At 39.9% G+C, this 23,619-nt stretch carries 23 protein-coding genes; 8 read left to right on the top strand and 15 right to left on the bottom strand.

Features of this window, described 5'->3' with window-relative positions; all coding sequences use genetic code 11:
- Positions 1-167: 167 nt before the first annotated feature.
- Entirely contained in the window at positions 168-782 is a 615-nt protein-coding gene (gene lexA, locus ACJJVZ_RS04515) for a transcriptional repressor LexA (protein ID WP_405598525.1), read from the bottom strand.
- 298 nt (positions 783-1,080) lie between these two features.
- Between lexA and ACJJVZ_RS04510 the strand changes: the two genes are divergently transcribed.
- Both ACJJVZ_RS04510 and ACJJVZ_RS04505 read left to right on the top strand, forming a co-directional pair.
- Positions 1,081-2,577 carry a M12 family metallo-peptidase gene (locus ACJJVZ_RS04510; RefSeq protein WP_405598523.1) on the top strand — a complete coding sequence of 499 codons (1,497 nt, stop codon included), beginning with the start codon at positions 1,081-1,083 and terminating at the stop codon, positions 2,575-2,577.
- A 537-nt stretch (positions 2,578-3,114) separates the two neighbouring features.
- Positions 3,115-3,555, top strand: coding sequence for a PaaI family thioesterase (locus ACJJVZ_RS04505; RefSeq protein ID WP_273046773.1), 441 nt, complete (start codon positions 3,115-3,117; stop codon positions 3,553-3,555).
- A 10-nt stretch (positions 3,556-3,565) separates the two neighbouring features.
- Here ACJJVZ_RS04505 and ACJJVZ_RS04500 read toward each other — a convergent pair whose 3' ends face one another.
- On the bottom strand, positions 3,566-3,946 hold the full coding sequence (locus ACJJVZ_RS04500) for a hypothetical protein (protein ID WP_405598521.1): 381 nt from the start codon (positions 3,944-3,946) through the stop codon (positions 3,566-3,568).
- A 496-nt stretch (positions 3,947-4,442) separates the two neighbouring features.
- Here ACJJVZ_RS04500 and ACJJVZ_RS04495 point away from each other — a divergent pair, with 496 nt between their 5' ends.
- Both ACJJVZ_RS04495 and ACJJVZ_RS04490 read left to right on the top strand, forming a co-directional pair.
- Complete coding sequence (locus tag ACJJVZ_RS04495) at positions 4,443-5,150, top strand: hypothetical protein (protein WP_405598519.1); 708 nt, start codon at positions 4,443-4,445, stop codon at positions 5,148-5,150.
- A gap of 85 nt (positions 5,151-5,235) precedes the next feature.
- Positions 5,236-5,889, top strand: coding sequence for an endonuclease (locus tag ACJJVZ_RS04490; protein ID WP_193156469.1), 654 nt, complete (start codon positions 5,236-5,238; stop codon positions 5,887-5,889).
- A 277-nt stretch (positions 5,890-6,166) separates the two neighbouring features.
- On the opposite strand, the gene hmpA is transcribed toward ACJJVZ_RS04490, so the two are convergent.
- The 3 genes from hmpA to ACJJVZ_RS04475 are packed head-to-tail and all read right to left on the bottom strand — an operon-like array spanning position 6,167 to position 8,875.
- Positions 6,167-7,348 (bottom strand): NO-inducible flavohemoprotein, encoded by a 1,182-nt coding sequence (gene hmpA / locus ACJJVZ_RS04485; RefSeq protein WP_405598516.1) that lies wholly within the window; start codon positions 7,346-7,348, stop codon positions 6,167-6,169.
- Positions 7,349-7,368: 20 nt separating this feature from the next.
- The gene (locus ACJJVZ_RS04480; protein WP_405598513.1) at positions 7,369-8,601 is read right to left on the bottom strand and encodes an NnrS family protein; all 1,233 of its coding nucleotides are present in this window, start codon (positions 8,599-8,601) and stop codon (positions 7,369-7,371) included.
- Positions 8,579-8,875: a hypothetical protein gene (locus tag ACJJVZ_RS04475; protein WP_405598510.1), complete on the bottom strand. Its 297-nt coding sequence runs from the start codon at positions 8,873-8,875 to the stop codon at positions 8,579-8,581. Before ACJJVZ_RS04475 ends, ACJJVZ_RS04480 begins: the two co-directional genes overlap by 23 nt.
- A gap of 159 nt (positions 8,876-9,034) precedes the next feature.
- Between ACJJVZ_RS04475 and norR the strand changes: the two genes are divergently transcribed.
- Positions 9,035-10,585 carry a nitric oxide reductase transcriptional regulator NorR gene (gene norR, locus ACJJVZ_RS04470; RefSeq protein ID WP_405598507.1) on the top strand — a complete coding sequence of 517 codons (1,551 nt, stop codon included), beginning with the start codon at positions 9,035-9,037 and terminating at the stop codon, positions 10,583-10,585.
- Between the two features lie 32 nt (positions 10,586-10,617).
- On the opposite strand, the gene ACJJVZ_RS04465 is transcribed toward norR, so the two are convergent.
- On the bottom strand, positions 10,618-11,517 hold the full coding sequence (locus ACJJVZ_RS04465; RefSeq protein WP_182701683.1) for a LysR family transcriptional regulator: 900 nt from the start codon (positions 11,515-11,517) through the stop codon (positions 10,618-10,620).
- 126 nt (positions 11,518-11,643) lie between these two features.
- On the opposite strand from ACJJVZ_RS04465, the gene ACJJVZ_RS04460 reads away from it, so the two are divergent.
- Positions 11,644-12,213, top strand: a complete 570-nt coding sequence (locus ACJJVZ_RS04460) for an NADPH-dependent FMN reductase (RefSeq protein ID WP_405598503.1) — start codon at positions 11,644-11,646, stop codon at positions 12,211-12,213.
- Positions 12,214-12,243: 30 nt separating this feature from the next.
- Here the strand turns inward: ACJJVZ_RS04460 and ACJJVZ_RS04455 are convergent, their stop codons facing one another.
- The gene (locus ACJJVZ_RS04455) at positions 12,244-13,050 is read right to left on the bottom strand and encodes a helix-turn-helix domain-containing protein (protein WP_193156463.1); all 807 of its coding nucleotides are present in this window, start codon (positions 13,048-13,050) and stop codon (positions 12,244-12,246) included.
- Between the two features lie 340 nt (positions 13,051-13,390).
- Between ACJJVZ_RS04455 and ACJJVZ_RS04450 the strand changes: the two genes are divergently transcribed.
- Complete coding sequence (locus ACJJVZ_RS04450) at positions 13,391-14,563, top strand: MFS transporter (protein ID WP_405598499.1); 1,173 nt, start codon at positions 13,391-13,393, stop codon at positions 14,561-14,563.
- Between the two features lie 269 nt (positions 14,564-14,832).
- Here ACJJVZ_RS04450 and ACJJVZ_RS04445 read toward each other — a convergent pair whose 3' ends face one another.
- Entirely contained in the window at positions 14,833-15,276 is a 444-nt protein-coding gene (locus tag ACJJVZ_RS04445; RefSeq protein ID WP_193156461.1) for a TerB family tellurite resistance protein, read from the bottom strand.
- Positions 15,277-15,427: 151 nt separating this feature from the next.
- On the opposite strand from ACJJVZ_RS04445, the gene ACJJVZ_RS04440 reads away from it, so the two are divergent.
- The gene (locus ACJJVZ_RS04440) at positions 15,428-15,802 is read left to right on the top strand and encodes a hypothetical protein (RefSeq protein WP_193156460.1); all 375 of its coding nucleotides are present in this window, start codon (positions 15,428-15,430) and stop codon (positions 15,800-15,802) included.
- A 1-nt stretch (position 15,803) separates the two neighbouring features.
- Here ACJJVZ_RS04440 and ACJJVZ_RS04435 read toward each other — a convergent pair whose 3' ends face one another.
- The 7 genes from ACJJVZ_RS04435 to fabR all read right to left on the bottom strand — a co-directional run bounded on the left by ACJJVZ_RS04435 (position 15,804) and on the right by fabR (position 23,547).
- Positions 15,804-16,397, bottom strand: coding sequence for a hypothetical protein (locus ACJJVZ_RS04435; protein WP_193156459.1), 594 nt, complete (start codon positions 16,395-16,397; stop codon positions 15,804-15,806).
- A 43-nt stretch (positions 16,398-16,440) separates the two neighbouring features.
- Positions 16,441-17,427 carry a hypothetical protein gene (locus tag ACJJVZ_RS04430; RefSeq protein WP_405598496.1) on the bottom strand — a complete coding sequence of 329 codons (987 nt, stop codon included), beginning with the start codon at positions 17,425-17,427 and terminating at the stop codon, positions 16,441-16,443.
- Positions 17,428-17,569: 142 nt separating this feature from the next.
- On the bottom strand, positions 17,570-18,169 hold the full coding sequence (gene leuD, locus ACJJVZ_RS04425; RefSeq protein ID WP_405598493.1) for a 3-isopropylmalate dehydratase small subunit: 600 nt from the start codon (positions 18,167-18,169) through the stop codon (positions 17,570-17,572).
- Positions 18,169-19,569: a 3-isopropylmalate dehydratase large subunit gene (gene leuC / locus ACJJVZ_RS04420; protein WP_273046750.1), complete on the bottom strand. Its 1,401-nt coding sequence runs from the start codon at positions 19,567-19,569 to the stop codon at positions 18,169-18,171. Before leuC ends, leuD begins: the two co-directional genes overlap by 1 nt.
- A gap of 60 nt (positions 19,570-19,629) precedes the next feature.
- The gene (gene leuB / locus ACJJVZ_RS04415) at positions 19,630-20,706 is read right to left on the bottom strand and encodes a 3-isopropylmalate dehydrogenase (RefSeq protein ID WP_193156456.1); all 1,077 of its coding nucleotides are present in this window, start codon (positions 20,704-20,706) and stop codon (positions 19,630-19,632) included.
- Positions 20,703-22,256 (bottom strand): 2-isopropylmalate synthase, encoded by a 1,554-nt coding sequence (gene leuA, locus ACJJVZ_RS04410; protein WP_273046746.1) that lies wholly within the window; start codon positions 22,254-22,256, stop codon positions 20,703-20,705. The genes leuB and leuA overlap by 4 nt, the downstream gene beginning before the upstream one ends.
- Positions 22,257-22,935: 679 nt before the next feature.
- The gene (gene fabR / locus ACJJVZ_RS04405) at positions 22,936-23,547 is read right to left on the bottom strand and encodes an HTH-type transcriptional repressor FabR (RefSeq protein ID WP_193156454.1); all 612 of its coding nucleotides are present in this window, start codon (positions 23,545-23,547) and stop codon (positions 22,936-22,938) included.
- Positions 23,548-23,619 lie beyond the last annotated feature (72 nt).

Here is a 23,619-nt window from a genome sequence, read left to right as displayed (position 1 = left end):
TCACTAATTTAACACTGCATTAATTAGTGATTTATTATAGTGATAAGAAAGTAGCTCAATAACAAGGCTAAAATTATGATACATAGTTGTTCTATATAAATAATTTTTAACGTAGTTAGTGAGTTATTTAATGCGCTAAAATGATCATGTTTTTACTAAAATTGGTATTACATCCAATCAGCGTTACGAATAACCCCAACAGCCAAACCTTCAATATTAAAAGATTCGTTTTCTAAATCGACTTCAATTGCTGAAAAATCATCATTTTCAGCATGCAGCAGTACTTTTCGACCTGCTTTTTCAAAGCGCTTTACAGTTACATCATCATCAACACGTGCAACTACAACTTGCCCATTTTCAGCAACTTGAGTTTTATACACCGCCAATAAGTCGCCATCCATAATACCTATATCTTTCATGCTCATACCGTTAACGCGCAGTAAAAAATCGGCAGCAGGTTTAAACATTAATGGATCAATTTTACAATGACTTTCAACATGCTCTTGCGCCAAAATAGGCTCACCGGCCGCTACTCGGCCAATTAGAGGCAAACCCAATTGCTCAGGTTCTTCTTCAACAAGTTGAATACCTCGGCTTGCGCCTGGCTTCATTTTAATAACACCTTTTTTTGCAAGTGCTTTTAGATGCTCTTCTGCAGCATTGGCACTTTTAAAACCTAGTGTTTGTGCAATCTCTGCACGTGTAGGGGGCATACCAGTGTCTTTAATAAAAACTTTAACTAATTCGAGTATTTGAGCTTGGCGCTTCGTTAATGGTCGCATATAACTGGTTTTCCATACAGTACATTTAACTGTGAGTATATACAGTTAAATAAAAATCGCAAATTTAAATTAAGCTAAACAAACTATGCGATTACCAGCTAATAGCGTTTGTTTTTCATAATTAATAAATCCCCCTTTCACACTTACAAAAACAAAGTCTGGTTACATAAATTAAACAAGTGTATTTTTATATTTACAATAATAGCCTTGTTAAACACACCCCAATGTTAATGGGTTGAAAACAGATTATTAACATGTACACTTTATAAGAACAAAATAAATTCAAAAGGATTATAAAATGAAAAAATACTCACCATTATTTATTGGCCTACTGTTCAGTGGTTATACGCACGCTCAAGTTCCACTTTTTGAAGTTCAATACTCTAACATTTCACAAAGCATGACTGCACAAGCAAGTACTCAATCTCAATTTGGGCAACCACTTTTTGAACTAAGCAGCAACACAGATGCTTTTTTCTTACCTATTAAAGGTAATAATATTGAGTTTATTAAAAGCACAACAAGCTCATCAGCAACAGGTAGTCTAATTTGGGTTGGTAAAAGCTTAGATGGTGACGAAGTTACACTCATCAAATCGGAAAAAGGGATTTCTGGTACGGTAAAAGTAGGCGAACATGTTTACAAATTACAACCAAATAAACACTCTGGTCATAACTTCATTGAACTGGATCCAGCAAAACAACCTGCTGAGCATGCACCCGATTATAAGCAATCTAGCAATAGCAACATAGCTTCAATCAGCGAGCAAATTTTAACGGCACAAAATTACCAAACAGCAATGGCTAGCAATGCACAAAGCGATATTAGCTTATTAGTTTTATATACGCCTGCAGCTGCGCAAAAATCGGGGGATATAAATAGCTTAATTGATCTTGCTGTTGTCGAGACCAACCAAGGTTATCAAAACTCAGGCGTTAACGCTGTTGTTAGCGTAGCTCATGTAAGCCAAATTAATTACACTGAAGCTACAAACTCAGGGACTGATTTAAACCGCTTAGCCGCTAAAAATGATGGCTATATGGATGAAGCCCATACATTACGCGATCAATACGGTGCTGATGTAGTCATATTAGTGAATGATGTAAACGGTTACTGTGGTCAGGCAAAAGCCATTGGTGCAAATGCGAATAGCGCTTTTGCTATGGTCGATTATGACTGTGCAACGGGTTATTACTCTTTTGGTCATGAAATTGGACATTTACAAGGCGCTCGTCATAACCCTGAAAACGATCCATCAACATCTCCATATTCATTTGGACATGGCTATCAGCAACCTCAATCGCAATGGCGTTCAGTAATGGCGTATAATTGCACCAATAATTGTACCCGCATTAATTACTGGTCGAACCCAAACAAATCATACAATGGTGATGTAATGGGAACTTTAGCAGAACATGACAATGCAAGAGTATTAAATTTAACAAATCCAATTATTGCAAACTTTAGATCTTCAACCCCCCCGCCAACAAATGATAATGTACTACAAAATAATCAACCGATTACAGTTAGTGGCGCTAGAAATAGCGAACAGTTGTTTACTTTTGCAGTGCCAAATGGGGCGACGCAAGTTACATTCACAACCTCAGGTGGTAGTGGTGATGTTGATCTACATGTAAAATACAACGCAATTGCATCGAGTAATAACTTTGATTGCCGTCCTTATAAAAACGGAAATAGCGAAAGTTGTAGCGATACTCGTACTGGTAATTACTCTATTATGCTCAAAGGTTTTAATGCCTTTAATAATGTAGAACTAGTCGCTAGTTACCAATAAAAAATATAGCTAATGTAAGCAAGCGTCAAGGTATGGCGACTTGCTTATACCAATTTTATTAAAAACATGATCATTAATTTAATGCAATTGGTATTAAACTTAGTTTAAAGCAAATTCACATTTTACAAATATTACTCACTTCGCTTAATTATAAATCGCCATTACTCAGCTTTATAATCACCCTTTTTACGAATAACAACATTATCTAAAGTTGTTAATGGCTGTTTCGCACGACAAACATTCAATTTAGCCTTATGATAATCTTAAATTTATGAAAATTTAAACGATATTTTAAGTAGCCTGAACTCTGGTTAAGATATTTACTAATATATTGAATCATAGTGATATTTAAATTTATTTTTCTCTAGCCAGAGATTTTCAGTGAAAACAAGGCAAACTTGCGCGTCAATAGCTGGCCTATTGCAAGTAAGTTCAACGTAGTTAGCGCTGAAAATAGCAGCTTGAGATAGATTTATTATCCAGATCTCAGGTTAAGTAACCTGAACTCTGGTTAAATACCAATTAGAAGGAGCGGTTATGAGTATTTGGTATCAACCTATTACTTTAGAGTTTTGCAAACAACTAGACGAAGGCATTAGTGGCCAAGGCACACTCATGAAAACCATGGGCATTGAAATATCTGAAATTGGTGAAGACTATTTAGTAGCAACCATGCCAGCCATACCTGAGCACCACAACCCAATGGGTATGGTACATGGCGGCGCCAATGTAGTGCTTGCCGAAACGGTAGCAAGTTATGCAGCTAACTTTGTAGTCGACTTCACTAAGTTTTATTGTGTTGGGCAAGAAATTAGCGCCAGTCATTTAAAAGCATCTCGCAACGGTACTTTAACAGCCACAGCAAAAGCATTTCATATAGGTAAGCGTAGCTCGGTTTGGGAGATAAAAATTACCAACAGCCGCAATGAGCTGTGCTGCGTATCAAAAATGACCGCAGCAGTGGTGGAGCGAAGATAATTAGTTGGTATTATTTTTCAATAGGATAAATTGTAATTTCCATACCTGCACCAATCGCAGATATACGCAATAATGTATCTGCGTCTAAAGCTTGATTAAAACATTTAGGCGAGCGGCCTGATTCAAAACCAATATCAAACGTTCTACGCGAGCAGCTTAACCACTGCTTTAACGCATTACGCGAACACGATTCAATAAGCTCACATAAGTGATTTATTGCTTTATCTGGAGTACTTACTTCACCTGTCGCTTCGATACGTGCTAAATGACGGTATTCGTCTTTGTCATGATGTAAAATCGTAGCGACCTTTTTTAGATCTGCCACAAGCACACTAATATCTTGCTTTGACTCAAGCTCTAGATCTACATTTAAAAATTGAATTTCCGACATCGTTTCGTATTTATCCTCTAATGATTACATTGCAAACTTTAACGCAGTTTCCCTTTTATACCAAATCAACTATGCAGTATTCGCTATTTTATATAGTGAGTAGCTACTTTAAATGTTTATTAGCAGTTTATTCTTCCTCTTAGTACATACCTTTTTATTTTTAACCTCAACTCAACATCTAAAAATATCAAATATGTGCTTACAACAATAATTGAAAATAACCATCAATCAGCGCATGTTTGGTATTTATGCTACGTTATCGCCTATTTATGGGAAATAACCACACATCATAGGCTCTGCCTTACTTAAATACCAAGCACACTGCTGTAAAATCAATCACGACAGGTCAATACGCCCTAAGAAGAACTCTATTTTTTAACGGTTACTATAGCTATATTTTAGATTGTTTTATAAACATAAACTGCGACATTATGTCGCAGTTATTTACCATTGCAGTATATTAAACTAGCCAACAACAATAATAAGATAGAAGCACATGAAAAAAACATTTAAGCCCGCTCGAAAACTACATAAATGGCTCGGGTATTTACTCGCATTACAAATTTTAGCTTGGCTATTAGGCGGCTTAGTCATGAGTGCCACCTCTCTTGAAAAAGTTCATGGTAAACATCTAGCAACACGCACTCTAAATAATCCATTTACGCAAACTGATTATGTTGCATCACTTGACAACATTACATCTCAGGTAAAAAATCCAACACAAATTATCTTTGAAAATTTTTTAACAACCCCTCTTATTACCGTCATCAGCAAAAGTGAACCACACAGCTTTAACGGTATAACAGGTCGCCCTTTTGAAGCGCCAACTAAAATACAAATTACCGAAAATGCCAAGGCTCACCTACTCATTAATGCCGAACCAATGAGCACAACCTTTTTAAAACAAGGCTCAAGAGAAGTAGGCTATAAAAAAGATATCTGGCAAGTACAATTTAACGATACCTTTAACACAACACTGTATTTATCAGCCAGTAACGGTAAAGTTGTTACCATTCGCAGCACAATATGGCGAATATTTGACTTTTTTTGGATGTTACACATTATGGATTACGATCAGCGAGAAGACTTTAATAACCCACTGCTTATTAGCTTTTCGGCAACCAGCGTACTTTTTTGCCTAAGTGGGGTTATGTTATTGATACAAAGCTTCAGGGTTAAGCGATTAACACGTATTAGAAACTAAAATAACACCTTAATTTTTATAGTCTTTAAGTTTTACCTTCAAAGCTTTAGACTATCAGCTCCTGTAGTTCACGTATGTGATGGATATGACCCGATTTATTCTGGCCTTATTGGCTTGTTTTCTGTGCGCTTCGGTATCAGGCGAACAATTTACTCGCTTTTCAACGGCTAAAAAACACTTAATTAAAACCCTACCTAAAGACGCTAAAAGTATTTATTGCGGTTGTGATATTAAAAAGCAAGGCAAAAAACTTGTTCCCGATCCCACTAATTGTGGCTATGTTCCTCGAAATACACTTACCCGCTCAGGTAAAGTAAACGTGCGAGCGTTACGTATTGAATGGGAGCATATTGTGCCAGCGTGGGAGTTTGGCCATCAGCTACAATGCTGGCAAGATGGCGGGCGTAAAAACTGCCGAAAAGTAAGTGCTAAGTTTAGACAAATGGAAGCCGATATAAACAACTTAGCACCCGCTATTGGCGAGATTAATGCAGATCGCTCTAATTATCGTTTTGGTATGCTTAATGAAAAAGCAACGCAATATGGCCGTTGCGAAGTAAAAGTAAACTTTAAACAGCGTGTGATCGAGCCACCTGTTGATGCACGTAAACGCATAGCCGATACCTACGCCTATATGCAAAAAACATACGGTTTAAAAATATCAGATAAGCAAAAAAAGCTATTTAATGCTTGGCAACAACAGGCTTTTGCGGCGCAAGGCGATACTAAAAAATTATAGTTAACCTGAACTCTGGTTAGTTAGTTTAATTGCGCACTACTCAAAAAGTTTTATAGTGCGCAATTAAGTTAGTGAGTTAAATAATTATCTAATACCAATCTGCTTATACATGCGGTCTATTTAACGTTAAGAAAATTACGCTAGAACTAGGCAAAAATTTTTGTATCTAGTTGTTCTAAATAAAAAATTTTTAACGACGTTATAGTGCAATTCAATTCGTTAAATTGATTAAAGGTTTATGCAGTTTGGTATAAAATATGCCCACTTTTAAACGGTATTATAAGTCTTGATGCGGACCAAATACTTCATAATGGATATGCTCGTTTTTAACACCTAACTCAAGCAATTGATTTTTTATAAATGCCATGAACCCCGCAGGGCCACACAAGTAAAAGTCGCCATTCGTTAATGGTAATTGTGTTTGTACTGCGTTTAAATTCATCAGCCCTATAAAGTCAGCGCCCTCAATGGCTTGATTAAACCACGTCATTGTTTGTAGACGGTTATATACTGCATTTAGTCCATTCAAATATTTTGCAAACGAATGCTGCTGAGTATTTTCACATGCATGTAAATACATAATATCTTGATTAGAGTTATCACTTAATAACGTTTCAAGCATGGCAAGCATAGGCGTTTGCCCAACACCTGCTGAAATAAGTACCGCAGGGTTTGTATTGTTACGCAAAAAGAAGTCACCCGCAGGTGGATATAACTCAACAATAGCGCCCAGCTCTAGTGCGTGTAAATGATTAGACACCATGCCAAGCTTTGGTTGTAGCTCTTTTTTAACACTAATACGATAGTTTTTAGCATTGCTTTTTTGTGAAATAGAATACTGACGTATTTCTTCATATTCGGCGCCCTCTGGTTTAACTTTAATACCTAAATATTGCCCTGGCTTGTGTGTGATAACCGCCTCACCGTCAACTGGCGTAAGTATAAAACTCGTAACAAGCTCAGATTCAACCTGCTTGTTGGTTATTTTAAACTCACGAGTACCTGCCCAGCCGCCGTACTTATTTTTACTGTGCGCATATAAAGCCGCTTCTTCAGTTATACAAATATCAGCAAGTAGTGCGTATGCTTCACGCCACGCGTACTCTACATCGGGAGTAAACTGTTCGGGAATAAGCTCTTTTAGTGTGCCAATTAAATGCGCACCTACAATTGGGTAATGTTCAGGTAAAATATTTAAGCTCGTGTGCTTATGGTTAATACGGGCCAGTGCTTCTTTTAATACGGCTAAATTATCAATGTTTTGCGCGTACGCTGCGAGTGCATTAAAAAGTGCAAATTGCTGACGACCCGTATCTTGATTCGCCATATTAAAAATATTTTTAAGCTCTGGATTATGACTAAACATGCGCTTATAAAAATGATCGGTAACAACCGTACCCGCCTGCGCTAATAACGGAACAGTGCTTTTTACAATCTCAATGGTTTTATCAGATAACATAGTGTTTTCCTGTAGGTGAACTAACCACGACGCCCATCAACACGACGCCGCGTTAATATAGGTGTGCAGTGAATTAAAAATAATAAAAAAGCCACTAACCACAGCAGAGCACTTATTTGCCAAGCTAGGTGAGGCCCAATAATAAAAGGGAGTAGTGAACGAGTAATTGCAGCAACTAGCACGAGAGCAAATGCAACGGCCATATAATGAGGAATAGTGAGCGTTCGCCCTGTATGACCATGTGATACACGAGTCATCATGGCTAAAATCATCATGCTTATTGTGCCAATAGTAATGAGGTGTAATGCATCTTTAAATGCAACCGTACTGCCAATAAAGCTTATTGCCACCAGCATTAACCCAATACCTAAAGCTAAATACGAAAAATGCAAAGACCACAACAAAGGTATTTTAAGTACTTTACTATTCCACCAATAGAAAGAGCGGGCCAAGTGCAATACAGCGACACTCGCCACCACAGGAGCTGGACTAATAGGGCTTAAAAATAATTTACTAATAAAAAATAAAGTAATAGCCAGTACAGATAAATACAAAACAACTTTATCTATTTTAGGAGTGCGTACTTGCTCAGTAAGGCCCAATCCCTTGGCTGTAAAAAAGGGCAAAACGCGGCCTGCCACAATGCCAACAAGTAAAGTCATTACCAGTACTGCGGTATCAACCACAGCCATTGCAAGCTGCATTTTTTGCTCTAGCACTAGTATTAAATACAACGTATTGAGCGCACATAGCACCGCTAAAATGGCTAAAAATGGATAGTTACTTTTGCTATTTGCTTTTAATAACATATTCGCCAACGCGATTATGGCACCCAGCCACCACACAACTTGCAATATAAGTGCTGCATATAAATTAAAATAAGCAATATCTGGCAATACCACAAAAAATGCTAAACGAGCTAACAGCCATATAAACGTAAGCCACATGAGCGCTTTGCCACTTATACTGGGTACGCCTGTCCACGTTTGTGCCGCAGTAAGTAAAAAGCCAACAGCTACAACGCCTGCAAAACCAAACAGCATCTCGTGTGCATGCCATAATGTAGCAGGCATTGATAAGTGCCAATTTACACTACCTGTTAAAATAAGTAGCCAATAAGCCACCGATAAAAATGCCAATAAGCCACCAGCTAAAAAGAAAGGCCTAAAAGCCAACATCCATAACGGCCATTGCGATATTTGATAAATAGCGACATGCTCGGGCATTGGTTCAGTTAAATTTATAGGGCGCATTAGCGTACTTCCTGCCCCAAGCCGTGCTGTGCTGTGCAACACATCGCAGCACATAACTTACTTTTAAAATAGCGGCGATAACAATAGTACTAATATGAGCAGATACTTGAACCGGAATTGAAAAGTGCTCAGCATATGGATAGCTAATTAAAATACTTACAGCAATACACACCATACTAACGCCTAAGGCTGTATTAGCAGCAAACAATAGCGTTTTGTATAGCGAGATAGACTGTGTTTGGGGATTTAAATTATTCAGCATCATTGTATTCATAACAACCTCGATAATTAACTACATCAATTAGCTATTACACGTATCGTGCCAACAATTTAAACTTTAAAATTCAGTTAGTTAAATAAAAACCCTTTACAAAACAAGTCTTTATGACCTACTATAAATGAAATCATAAAAACACATAAAGGTCATTTTGACATGAGCCAGCAGTTAAACCTTACACAAGTTGCTTTAGAGCTAGCGCAAAGCACACTGCACGAGCATAGCTTTGAGCAGCTATTGGCAACGGTTGAGCGGGTTATTCCAAGTGATGCAAGTGCGTTATTGGTACTGCAGGGCGAACAATTGAAACCGTTAGCAATTAAAGGGTTGATGCCCGATAGCCTTGGTAGACGATTTAAAGTAATAGAGCACCCTCGCCTTGAAGCTATCTGCAAAAGCACGCTCGCACTGCAGTTTGCTCACGACTGCCCATTACCCGATCCGTACGATGGCCTGTTATTAGCTAAAACGGGTGATATTCCTGTGCACGCGTGTTTAGGTTTACCTCTTTATGATAAAAATGCGCTATTGGGTGTACTCACATTGGATAGCCTCAACGCCAACGCATTTAATAACATCAGTGCAGATACTCTCAATACCTTACAAACTCTATGCAGTGCGCACTTTAAAACAGCCTTAGAACTTGCCCACTACAAACAGCATGCACAGCATTCAAATGCGCTAGTGCAAGAGTTAAATCGAGAAGCATTAACAAGGGACGGCGGCGAAATTATTGGTCAAAGCCCGCTCATGCAAACGCTTAAAAATGAAATTAAACTCGTCGCCGCGTCTAACTTTAGCGTACTAATTTTGGGGGAAACCGGTGTAGGGAAAGAGTTAGTAGCACGTAATATTCACTTAAACTCAGCTAGAGAAGATCAACCACTTATTCACCTAAACTGTGCATCGCTTCCTGAAAATCTTGCCGAAAGTGAATTTTTTGGTCATGCGAAGGGAGCGTTTACTGGCGCACAAAATGCACGCCAAGGTAAATTTCAGTTAGCTGATGGCGGCACGTTATTTTTAGATGAAATAGGCGAACTGCCTCTTGCCATGCAAAGTAAGCTATTGCGTGTACTACAAAGTGGCGAAATACAAACGGTAGGTGAAGACACGCCAAAATACGTAGATGTACGCGTCGTTGCTGCCACTAACAGAAATTTAAAGGAAGAAGTCGCACAAGGGCGCTTTCGAGCCGATTTATACCATCGCCTAAGTGTTTATCCCATTACCGTGCCACCGCTTAGTAAACGCGAGCAAGACATCACACTCCTAGCTGGTTATTTTATTGAACAAACAGCTCGTAAGTTAGGAATAAAACAATTAAAACTAAGTACCGACGCGCAGATGCTGCTAAATCAATATAATTGGCCCGGTAATGTACGCGAGCTTGAACATGTAATTAGCCGTAGCGCACTTAAAGCAAAACAAAGTCAGTGGCAAAGCCCAATAATAACCATTACCAGCGAACACTGTGACTTAACATCGAATGTACGACCAAGCCCTGTTTCAACAATTCTAAATAATGCCCCAATTAACCAGCCTTTGAAGCAAGCTATTGAGTCTTTGCAATTTCAAATAATTACAGAGCAATTAAAGCAGCATAACTACAATTGGGCCGCAGCAGCAAGAGTACTTGAATTAGATAGAGCTAACTTAGTGCGCTTGGCTAAACGCCTAGGGATAGAAGTGAAAAAAACATTATAATCATTTAAAACATAGCTAAAATGCTGCTAAAGCTATTGATTAGCAGCTAACTTACTAAAATGTGTTTTTAGCAACCCTGCAAAAGCTTGTACTTTAGCAGTGCGATGCACTAAGTGATGCGTGACTAACCATACATCGGTAGGCCAGCTTAACTCACTGTGTAATATAGGCACTAAATCAGGATATTGCCCCGCTACATTGTGCTGTAACCCACCAATACCTAAGCCTTTAATTATTGCACGAGTTGCCTCTGCAGTTTCAGACACGCGTAGCTTTATTTGCGATGCAGGAATATGTTCATCAGCCCATGCAAAATAAGGTACTCGAGCATTAAAACCCGCCACACCTGATACAAAATTATGTTGCTGTAAATCACTTAACGATTTAGGCATTCCGTACTTATTAATATAACGTTTATTAGCATACAAACCTGACGACAACAGTGCTAAGTGCTGCGCAATATAATCACCCTCATCAGGTTTGGGTCCTGCTCGTACTGCAATATGCGCTTGCCCATGATCGAGCCTTAGCCTTTTTTGCTCTAAAATAACTTCTAACTGCACCTGCGGGTGTAACGCTTGAAACTGCTCGCATACATCACCAAGTAAATCCATAAAACCACTCACTGTAGTAAGCAGTAAACTACCTCTGAGAGTACTGTCGGCGGCAGCAATATCGTTATGCAACTGCTCTAATGAGCCATGAATGGTTTGCGCTGTCGCAAATAACTTAGTGCCAATTTCAGTTACTTTATAACCACGGGCATGGCGATGAAACAGCCTTGCGTTTAAGTTTTTTTCTAGATTATTAATTCGCCTAAGCACTGTGCTATGGTGTACATTGAGCGCTTCAGCTGCCGCTGTTAACGTGCCTAAGCGAGCCACTTCAAATGCGACTTTAACATCTTGCCAGTCATCAAATTTTATCGCCATATTGCTTGCCTTTTACTTATGTGCGTATACGCACACAAGTGTTGCGTTTATTCGGGTTTTCTACAAGTAAAAATTTGCTAAAGTAGTTCACAGACAAACCCAATCACTCTATTAAAGGCGACTACCATGACTGTACCAAAAATTATTGCCCTTGCAGGCAGCTTACGTAAAAACAGCTTTAACCAAAAATTAATTAATGAAGCGGCACATTTTGCATTAGAAAGCGGTGCAGAAGTTGAAGTTATTAAACTTGCCGATTTAGATTTACCCATGTTTGATGAAGACATTGAAGCACAAGGTACACCCGTTGGCGCACAGTTATTAAAAGACAAGTTACGCGCAGCCGATGGTATTTTACTCGCTAGCCCAGAATACAATGGCTCAATTACTGCGGTGCTTAAAAATGCGATTGATTGGGCGTCGCGAACAGAGCAAGGTGCGGTTCCTGCTTTTCGCAATAAAGTAACGGCTTTATATGCAGCGTCGCCAGGTGGTTTGGGTGGATTACGTGGCTTAAATCATGTACGTGATATTTTATCAGGCATTGGCAGCTTAGTATTAGCTGACCAGCTTGCAGTACCCGCTATACATACTGTGCTTGATGAAAGCGGAAAAATCAGTGACCCCGTTACAGCCGATAAAGTGGCCAGCCTTGCACAACAACTTGTTAGTGTAGCGAGCAAACTTAATAAATAACTTCGTTCTCGAGGTTAAATAAATAGCGGACTATCTATTTTTAAAATACTGGCCCGGCGTTGTTGCTAATATTTTTTTAAAAGCAGTATTAAATGCCGAGCTAGATTCAAACCCTAGCTGCTGCGCAATATATTGTTGAGAGTGACCACTTTCTAGCATTTCGACCGCACGCAACGCTCTAAGTTTTTGCTTCCACTGGCTAAAATTCATAGAAAAACTTTTATTAAATAAGCGATTTAATGTACGACTCGATGCGCCGACTTCAAGACCCCATTGCTCAAGCGTTTTATGGCATCCAGGATTTGCATGTAGTTCACTTAAAATTGGCGTCAAACGATTATCTTGCGCTGTTGGTATAAAAAATTGACTGGTTGGCGCGCACTCCAAACGATCAATAAATACATCAATAAACCGCTTAGTCTGCACGTCTAGATTATAATCTTCTGGCCAGCTACAAATCATTAAAATCATCGCTTTTAACAAGTCGTCAATATGTAACACTTTAGCGTTTAAACCTAAACGTGCGACGTAAGGTACATCAATATAAACACTACTAAACTGACCGCCGTAACGGCAAAAAGTCTCGTGAGGTAAATGCGGTGGTAACCACACAGCCTGATTAGGCGGCACCACAAAGCGCCCTTGCGATGTTGCCACCGTCATTACACCTCTACTGGCATACGCTAGCTGTCCCCACGTATGCTGATGAGTTTGAACATGCTGCCAAGGTGGCATTGGGCCTGGCCTTGGGAAAATAGGCCTGTCAAGCTTAGTACGTTTAAAGCGTGATTTAATACTCACCCAGCAATTTGTCTGATCAGATAAACTTTGTGTCATATTATGCAATTTTGGTCATCTTAAAAACACCTTACACTAGGGCATGTTGACCTTTGTGGATTGAAATTTGTTCAATCTAGGGGCGATTTAATCGCGGCGCGAGATTTGTAACCTAGCGGGCTAAGTAAAAACCGAGCAACAAAGAGTTAATCGCCCCTAGGAAGAACCCTTTGGGCAGCGCATGTTTGGCATTTATACTGCGTTATCGCCTATTTATGGGGAACACCACACTACATCGGCGCTGCCTTGCCTAAATACCAAACAGTCTGCTGCAAAATTAATCGCAAAAGGTTAACACGCCCTAGCGCTACAATATCAACAAATGTGCTTAAGGAAAAAAATGAAAGACCACACTGGAGATAAGACCTGGCAATCGCCGTTTAACTTTTTAGCATTAGCGACCGTAATAATGGCAGTGACTTTTGCTGGCTGGATGGCACTACTTAATAACTTTGCTATCGAGGCGGCTAATTTTACTGGCGCTAATATGGGGATGCTGCAATCTTTGCGTGAAATACCCGGATTTTTAGCGTTTACAGCAGTGTTTGTATTGCTTGTGCTCAAAGAACAAACATTTGCACTTATAAGCCTATACTTACTCTCAATTGGGGTCGCTATCACAGGGTTCTTCCCTACTATTTATGGCTTGTATGCCACTACAGTGTTGATGTCGATAGGCTTTCACTACTTTGAAACCATTAATCAATCTTTAAGCTTGCAATGGTTTAATAAACAAGAAGCACCACTACAATTAGGCAAGTTACTGTCAATCAAGTCAATGGCGTCACTGCTGACTTATGGCACAATCTGCTTGAGTGTTACTTATTTTGCAGCCGACTATAAATGGCTTTATTTTGTACTCGGTGGTGTAGGCTTTGTGCTAACAGTGGTATTAGTTTTAGCGTTCCCGAGCTTTAAAATACATTCCGTACAACATAAAAAAATCATTTTGCGAAAGAAGTACAGCCTGTACTATTTATTGCTGTTTTTCTCTGGTGCACGCAGGCAAATATTTATGGTATTTGCAGGCTTTTTAATGGTCGAAAAGTTTGGTTTCGATGTTGCCCAAATCACCGCTTTATATATGCTAAATCACGTTATTAATATTTTTATTGCCCCAAAAATAGGGCAAATGATCAGTAAAATAGGCGAGCAGAAAACCTTAACTATTGAGTACAGCGGTTTAATTTTAGTCTTTATTGGCTATGCACTGGTTGAATCACCGTTATTCGCAGCTGGCCTTTATGTGATTGATCATCTATTTTTTGCCATGGCGATCGCTTTAAAAACGTATTTTCAAAAAATAGCACAACCTGAAGACATTGCCGCCACAGCCTCTGTTAGCTTTACTATTAACCATATTGCCGCAGTGATCATTCCCGCCGCTTTTGGTCTAATTTGGTTATACGACCAAGCACTCGTTTTTTACTTTGGTGCAGCATTAGCCGCATGCTCACTCGTGTTAAGCCAGTTTATTACCGCTCATCTACAGCGTACAAATAGTCTTGCTTAACATCTAGGGCGTGTTGACCTTTGTAGATTGAAATTCGTTCAATCTAGGGGCGATTGAATCGCGGCGCGAGGTTTATAACCTAGTGGGCTAAGTAAAAACCGAGCAACAAAGAGTCAACCGTCCCTAGATCGAGCTCAAAGGGCAGCGCATGTTTGGCATTTATGCTGCGTTATCGCCTATTTATGGGGAGCAACCACACATCATAGGCTCTGCCTTGCCTAAATACCAAACAGTCTGCTGCAAAATTAATCACGAAAGGTCAACACGCCCTAGTGATTTGTCGCCGCTATTTTAGCGGCAATAAAATCAACATGAGTAACATATAAAAGCCCTGCAACTTTACGTATAACATAATCTTCTTGTGGATCAATTTCACCATCTGCATACGCTAAACGCCACAATAATTCTATAATTTCTATACGCTGTGCCGCGCTGCAATGTTCGTTAATTTGTTTCGAAAATTGAAAGTAATCAATAGACTCATCTAAACTACTCGCCGCATTAGTAGTAAGCTCATCAACCTGTATATCGGTTAAATTAAAATACTTTTTTAAGGTGATAGTCAAAGTTTGCTGTTCGTTATGATCAAGCTTGGTGTCTGCTCGCATAACTTCAATTAATAATGCAGCAACAGCAGTTTTTAAGTCATGTTCTTGCATGCTGAGCTGCGGCTCATCGAATGAGGCAAATAGCTGTTTGATTTGTTTAAACATCACATTATCCATTTTTGAGTGTTAAACTTATACCAGTTGCATGAAATTAGTGATCTATTATAGCGATAAGATAATAGGTATTAATATAAATACACTGAACTTATATGAGTAATTAATGGGTATTAAGTTCGTAAATTAAAGGAGTTATTATATGAAAGGATTAAATACACCGTATTTAGTAATTGCTAGCGCACTAATAACCCTTTCGAGTGTAGGCACTGCATTTGCTGAAAAAGCCAAAACGGAGAAGCTCTACGACTTTGATAATAAAGTACATTACTATCAGACAAAAATTGGCGAAGAAAACTATAAAATAGAAATTAAATCCGACGACTATGAGCATTTTACCAATCAAAGTGTATTTTTATTACGCCATGCTGACCGATTATGCCGAGGCAATACATTTATGTTAAAAGTGCTTGAAGGCGTGCAAGAATACGAACGTTTTCCGACTAAACCACGCGCCTATCAACCCGATCTAAATGTTTTACTGCAATGTGAAACACCCGAGAAAAAAGAAAAATAGTTTATTTTTCGTAGCCCCATGGCGCTACTGGTGGAGTAATTGGTGTAGTTAAATCAAAATCCACCTTAAACTCACGCCCTTGACGAATCAATCGATACGTAAATACCTCAGGATAAATATACATTTGCCATGTATTACCTGTCGACTGTGCAATACCTTGTGCTACAAATAACTCTTTTGAATATTGATCAGCAGGAAACGACTGCATTCGTGCAAAGCCTGCATCAAGTGTATGACCGCCATACATAGTAGACGCGTCGTCGGTACCATCTTTGTGACGATGATCATGCTTCAAGCTCAAGCCACTACCTGTTTTTGTAATGATCCACGTACGTGACGCATCATCACCTACATGAAACGGAACTTGTAGCTCGCTATCAGTGCATTTACGTACATGCATAACTAGTTTTTTATTCTCAAATGAGCTTGGCCCTTTTGCATTATCTACTGTAACCTTACCCTCAAACGCCTTTCCGCAGTGCGCTGCAATGCTATTAAAAAATGCATCGTGAGTAGGAACAGACACCAAAGGCGCAGGGCGTGCAATAGCTGCTGATGAGGAAAATAACAAAGTTGCTGCCGTTAATAATTTCATAAAGTACTCTTATAATAGTTTTTTAATACCATAGCGATTTAAATTAGCTATGGGAAATAACTGCGGCAAGTGGTTTTTCAGCCCTGTTTTTCATCAAAGTTAATAGTGAATGATGAAAATCTTGAAATATCACTTCTCCCCATATTCGTGAATAAACACCAAAATTAGTGTTATCTTGCACTTTAGTTGTTAACGCTAAAATTGTATTGCCGCTCTTGTCTTCACTTAACCGATAACCGCCATTAAGTGGTGAAAAATATTCGCCCCCCAGTTTAACGTGTTTATCTAATGCGTTATCAGGAATTAAATCAGGGTTTATTTCAAACTTATAAAGCATTTGCTTGTTTGGCTGCCAATCAGTAATTATCTCTTTAAACACAACACCTTTTTGCCATGTGCTTGTACGAATTGCACCAACACCGCTTGCATTCATATTTGCTTCTAATGGTCTAGGAACGCCTATAAATCGAGTTAACGAGAAGGGAATTTCTTGTGGCTCTATATGACTCACATTCGTAAGTTGCTGCCATACAATATTAATTGGTGCATTAATAGTAATTGAATTTGTTACTTCGTACGTTTTTGATAAATGTAAAAAATTAAGCTCAATCGGCGATAAAGCCAACGGCAGTAGCGTTATCGACAACAATGTGGCATTTGATTTTTGTGAAATTTTTCTGCGGGTAAAACCGGCAAGCACGCCACCTAAGCTCGCAAAAAACATAAATGCAGGTAAGGCCATTGCAACACAAATGCTGCCCTCGAGTAGAGTGACAATACTAACTAACAAAAATATAAAAATGGGCTGCCAAGCTTTTACTATCATTTGGCGATAAGTTAAGTTGGGGTTCTCGTTATATTCAAAATGAACGCGAATATAACCAATAGCAACTGGTACTAAAAACATAAATGAAATTGTTACTAGACTACCAAAGTTTAACGCGGTACTAAATTCAATAACAATTCGCATTGATATACCATAAAGCACACCTAAAAAAATACCGACTGCCTTTGGTGACGTTAACTGCATGTTTAGTTACTTACTTTTGCTCAATATTTTGAAAATAGCAGCTCTATAATTGCAGCACAATTAAAATTGTATCTTTTAGCACTTAAATAAAAAGCGCGACCAATATGATCGCGCTCAGAGGGAGAGTTTGACTTTCAATAAGTTACTGCCAAGAACGCTCAGCTGCTAGTTGCTTTTCAAAGGCATCAATTTGTGGATTTAGCGTTTCGGTTACACCAATAAAATCTAAGCCACTTAATAAGCGCTCTTTTACATCTTTACGAATATCAAAACTAATTGATGCAAACTTACTGCTTGTTAGTGTTTGATTTTTAAGGTCGATTTCAATGTTAATATCGTCGTGCTGCTCGCTAAGCACAAACAGTTGCTCAAGCGTGTCGGCTGGTAACGCAATGGCTAACATTTGGTTGTTACCACAGTTATTAAAGAAAATATCTGCAAAGCTTTCAGCCAAAATAACTTCAAAACCATATTGCTTAAGCGCCCACGGCGCGTGCTCACGAGATGAGCCGCAACCAAAGTTATCGCGCGTTAATAATATTTGTGCGCCTTGGTAACACGGGCGGTTTAAAATAAAGTCAGGGTTTGGCTCGTCGTTATCTAGGTAACGCCAATCATAAAACAAGGCAGCATCAAAACCTTCGCGGCTAGTTGATGTTAGAAACTGCTTAGGAATAATTTGGTCAGTATCTACATTGTTTTTATCAAGTGGAACCATTAAGCCACTAAAAAATACGCTCATTATGCTTCTCCTCTAATATCAACAAAGTGACCATGTATTGCAGCGGCTGCCGCCATTGCAGGACTAACTAAATGGGTACGCCCGCCACGACCTTGGCGACCTTCAAAGTTACGGTTAGAAGTAGATGCACAGCGTTTTCCTGCACCTAAACGGTCATCGTTCATCGCTAAACACATAGAACAACCTGGCTCGCGCCACTCAAAACCCGCTGCTTTAAAAATATCAGCTAGGCCTTCATCTTCAGCTTGCTTTTTAACAAGGCCAGAGCCCGGCACAATTAACGCCTCTATGCCTGCAACAACCTGTTTGCCTTCAACAATTTTTGCAGCAGCGCGTAAATCTTCAATACGGCTATTTGTACATGAGCCAATGAATACCGTGTCTACTTTTGCGCTTGATAATTTATCACCTGCTTTTAAATCCATGTATTTGAGCGCGCTGCGAATAGCATCAGCTTTAATTAAATCAGGCTCTTGGTCTGGATCAGGTATGCACTCATCAACGCCAATTACTTGCTCTGGGCTTGTGCCCCATGTAATTTGCGGTTGAATGTCGTCGGCATTTAGCCCAACAACTAAATCAAAGTGTGCACCTTCATCTGTTTTTAATGTTTCCCAATATTCAACGGCTGCATCAAAATCTGCGCCTTTTGGTGCAAACGGACGACCTTTTAAGTAATCATACGTAACTTGGTCAGATGCAATTAAACCCGCTTTTGCACCCATTTCTATGCTCATATTGCATAGCGTCATACGGGCTTCCATCGAAAGCGCTTCAATGCCTGCACCACAAAACTCTGCTACATAACCTGTACCACCAGCGGTACCTAACTTGCCAATTACCGCCATAATTAAATCTTTAGCAGTAACCGTTGGACGTAATACACCATTAATTTGAATTTTTAACGATTTCGCCTTTTTTTGCTGTAGCGTTTGCGTTGCTAATACGTGCTCAACCTCAGACGTACCAATACCATGCGCTAATGCGCCAAACGCACCATGCGTAGAGGTATGGCTATCGCCACATACAATGGTTGTGCCTGGCAAAGTAATACCTTGCTCTGGGCCCATTACGTGCACTATCCCTTGGTTAATTGAGTTTAAATCGTAAAGTACAATACCAAACTCTTTACAGTTTTTATCAAGCGCCATTAATTGGTTTTTAGATACTTCGCTTGCGGCATCAAGTGATCGGCTTTTAGTCGATACGTTATGATCCATCGTTGCAAAGGTTTTTTCTGGGCAACGTACAGTACGGTTTTTTTCACGTAGACCTGCAAAAGCCTGCGGAGAAGTCACCTCGTGCACTAAATGGCGGTCAATATAAAGTAAGTCGGTTTGCTCGTTTATGCTGGCAACGGTGTGTGCTTGCCAAATTTTTTCGTATAACGTTTGGGCCACTTGCTAATTCCCTAATCTGTTTGAGTTGCAGCATAACGGTGCTGCAGCTTTAATATGTTATTAAATGCGTGAAACGATGGCTGCTGCTACATCGCTTGTGCTGTAACCTGCGTTCGGGTAGATATCGGGCGTGCCTACACCGGCTTCTACAGCTTCTGCTACAGCTTTTTCAATGGTCCGCGCAGCTTCGTCTTGCCCTAGCGAGTAACGTAGCATTAATGCAGCACTTAAAATTTGTGCTATTGGGTTTGCAATCCCTTTGCCTGCAATATCTGGCGCTGAACCGCCTGCTGGCTCATACAATCCAAAACCTGATTGATTCAAGCTTGCCGATGGTAATAAGCCCATAGAACCTGTGATCATGGCGCACTCATCTGACAAAATATCGCCAAATAAGTTATCGCAAAGTAGTACGTCAAACTGGCTAGGCTGTTTAACTAACTGCATAGCGGCGTTATCTACGTAAATGTAATCTAGACTTACTTCTGGGTAATCTTTACTAACTTCGGTTACTACTTCGCGCCATAGTACGCTTGATGCAAGTACGTTTGCTTTATCAACCGACGTTACGTGGTTACTACGTAGCTTTGCAGCTTCAAAAGCAAAGCGTGCAATACGTTCTATTTCTTTGCGCGAGTATGTTTGCGTATCAAATGCAAACTCTTCAGCGCCTTCACCGCTACGGCCTTTTTCACCAAAATAAATGCCGCCGGTTAGTTCGCGCACACATAAAATATCAAACCCTTTTTCGCTAATATCAGCGCGAAGTGGTGACGCTGCACTTAATGCAGGTAATAACTGTGCAGGGCGTAAATTACAAAACAAACCAAAGTGCTTACGAAGCGGCAATAACGATGCGCGCTCAGGCTGCTCGTTTGGTGGTAAGTTTTCCCATTTAGGACCACCTACAGAGCCGAATAAAATAGCATCGGCGTTTTCACAGGCGTTCAGTGTTTTTGAAGGTAATGCTTCGCCAAATTCGTCAATGGCTGCGCCACCAATAGCGTGATGCTCACGGTTCAGGGTAAAACCAAACTTATTGCTCACAGCATCCAATACTTGCTCTGCTGCTGCCATTACTTCTGGACCAATACCGTCGCCTGCTAATACGGCAACGCTGTAGTTTGTTTTACTCATCCTGCTTTCCTTTGTTGTTTTAAATCAGACACTTTTTGTGCACGATAAATTAAGTTATAAACACGGATCATGGCGCGTACCGACGCTTCAACCACATCCGCTGCAATGCCCGCACCGTGGTAAGGTCGGCCATCGTATTTAGCTATAATATTTACTTGGCCTAGTGAGCTTGCGCCTTGGCCTGTTGCTTCTAAGTTGTACTCAATCATTTCAACGCTCATACCAGTTAAGCGCTCAATAGCTGCAAACGAGGCTTCAACTGGCCCATTGCCCGTTGCTGCTTCTTGTTTTGCTTCGCCATCAATTCGCATTCCAATGGTCGAGCTTGCTACCGATTGTGAGTTAGAGGCTGAGTTAACAAATTCTAATTGGTATTTTTCGTCTTTGTCGTTAATTTGATTAAAGTAAATCATCGCCTCAAGGTCGTAATCGTATACGGTGCCTTTTTGGTCAGCCAACTCAATAAAGCTTTTGTATAAGCCATCCATATCGTAGTCAGATTTTTGATAGCCTAACTCTTCTAAGCGATGCTCAATAACATGACGACCCGAACGTGAAGTCATATTTAATTGGTTGCTTGGCACACCAACGCTTTCTGGCGACATAATCTCATAAGTATTTTGCGCTTTTAATACACCGTCTTGGTGAATGCCTGAGCTGTGTGCAAAGGCGTTTTCACCCACAATCGCTTTATTTGGCTGTACTGGCATATTACAAATTTTAGCCACTTGACGAGAGGCGCGGTAAATTTCTTCACTTTTAATATCGGTGTATACTTTTAAGTGGTCATGGCGCATTTTCATGATCATCGCCACTTCTTCAAGTGAGCAGTTACCTGCACGCTCACCAATGCCATTAATAGTACACTCAATTTGGCGAGCACCGGCTTGCACTGCGGCTACTGAGTTTGCTACTGCTAAACCTAAATCGTTGTGGCAATGCACACTTAAGCGCGCTTTATCAATATTTGGCACGTTATTGATTAAGTGGCGGATCATTGCAGCGTATTCGTCTGGCGTTACAAAACCAACGGTGTCTGGCAAGTTAATAGTTGAAGCTCCGGCGTTAATTGCCTGCTCAACAATTTTACATAAATCCCAATGCGGCGTACGACCGGCATCTTCACACGAAAATTCAACATCATCAGTATAGTTACGTGCCAATTTAATTGATTTAACGGCCATTGCCGTTGCATCATCTAGGCTCATACGTAATTTATGTTCAAGGTGCAAAGGGCTTGTAGCAATAAAAGTATGAATACGGCTTTGCTGTGCTGTGCGAAGAGCTTCGCCACAGGCTTCAATATCTTTAGCAACTGAGCGCGCTAAACCACAAATAATAGGACCTTTTACTTCAGTTGCAATACGTTGCACCGAGCGAAAGTCAGCAGGGCTCGAAACCGGAAAACCCACTTCCATCACATCTACATTCAAGCGACTAATAGTATGTGCTAGCTGAATTTTATCGTCTTCTGTAAGGCTTGCTTTAAGCGCCTGTTCGCCATCACGTAAGGTGGTATCAAAAATCCACACTTTATCTTGCTCTTGCATAACTGCCCCTTATTCCTATGTTACTCAATTTTTAATTGATCCCTGCCGCGAGATAAAAAAAACCCCGCAATTGCGGGGTTTTAATGTTCAACTCGATGCAAACACACTAATCCCCGCTTACTTGCCATAGCAGTAAGAGGTTAAGTTTTAGTGTAATTAAACGAATATTTTGCATCTTATTTTCTTGTGTGTGTTCAATGAGGTTTATTTTTAACATTGCAGAGCATTGGGCGCAAGCATAAAAAAACCACAAAACAGCTTTTAAGAGGACATTAAAAGAATTAATTATGTAAAAAATCACACTTACCTAGATTAACCAATCAAAACAACAATGACTTTCGCTTAATTTACTAAGCACTGAAGGGCTCAGTGCTTAGATTAGTTTTTTGTTATTTTTTTGAACTATATTTCTTTAGTACCTTCTCTAGGGTGTGTTAACCTTTGTAGATTGAAATTTGTTCAATCTAGGGGCGATTTAATCGCGGCGTGAGGTTTGCAACCTAGTGGGCTAAGTAAAAACCGAACAACAAAGAGTCAATCGTCCCTAGGCAGAACCCAAGGGCAGCGCATGTTTGGCATTTATGCTGCGTTATCGCCTATTTATGGGGAATAACCACACACCATAGGCTCTGCCTTGCCTAAATACCAAACAGTCTGCTGCAAAATCAATCACGAAAGGTCAACACGCCCTGGCGTAATGCGATGCACCGCGTGTAATGTAACGCAACTGCCAAATAACCCGCTCAATAAGCTCATCTCGTTGTTGCCCTTCGATATCAAGCGCCTCTGCACCGGCATTAAATACCAGCGTTACCATAGCTTCAGACTGAATATATGCATGCATAGCATTGCATTTAGTTTCACTTTCTAAGTAATGAGCAAGCTCTAAAATGAAGTGTTTAATTTCACGGGCTACAGCGGCTCTAAATGCTTTAGAGGTGCCTGAACGCTCTCGCAGGAGTAATCTAAATTGGTTACTTGAGTTATCAATAAACTCCATAAAAGTAACCACTGAGGTGTTTATCACACTACCACCGTCATTTGCGATACGTCTACGTGCTTGACGCATTAGTTGGCGCAACGTTAAACCAGCTTCGTCAACCATAGTTAAGCCCAGTTCATTCATGTCTTTAAAATGACGATAAAATGAGGTTGGGGCAATACCAGCTTCTCGCGCTACTTCACGCAAACTTAAATTCGAAAAACTATGATCAGCACTTAGCTGATTAAATGCCGCTTGAATTAACGCTTGTCGTGTTTTTTGTTTCTGCTGCGCTCTAACACCCGACATCAACAGCTCCCTGAATTATTTTATATGAATATTTAGTGATATTAGCTCAATTGTACAGTCTAATACTTGACG

The sequence above is a fragment of the Pseudoalteromonas sp. Ld19 genome (assembly GCF_045064135.1).
GTDB classification, from domain to species: domain Bacteria; phylum Pseudomonadota; class Gammaproteobacteria; order Enterobacterales; family Alteromonadaceae; genus Pseudoalteromonas; species Pseudoalteromonas aliena.
Note: the sequence above shows the minus strand (reverse complement) of the source record. Positions and strands in the feature narration are given on the sequence as shown.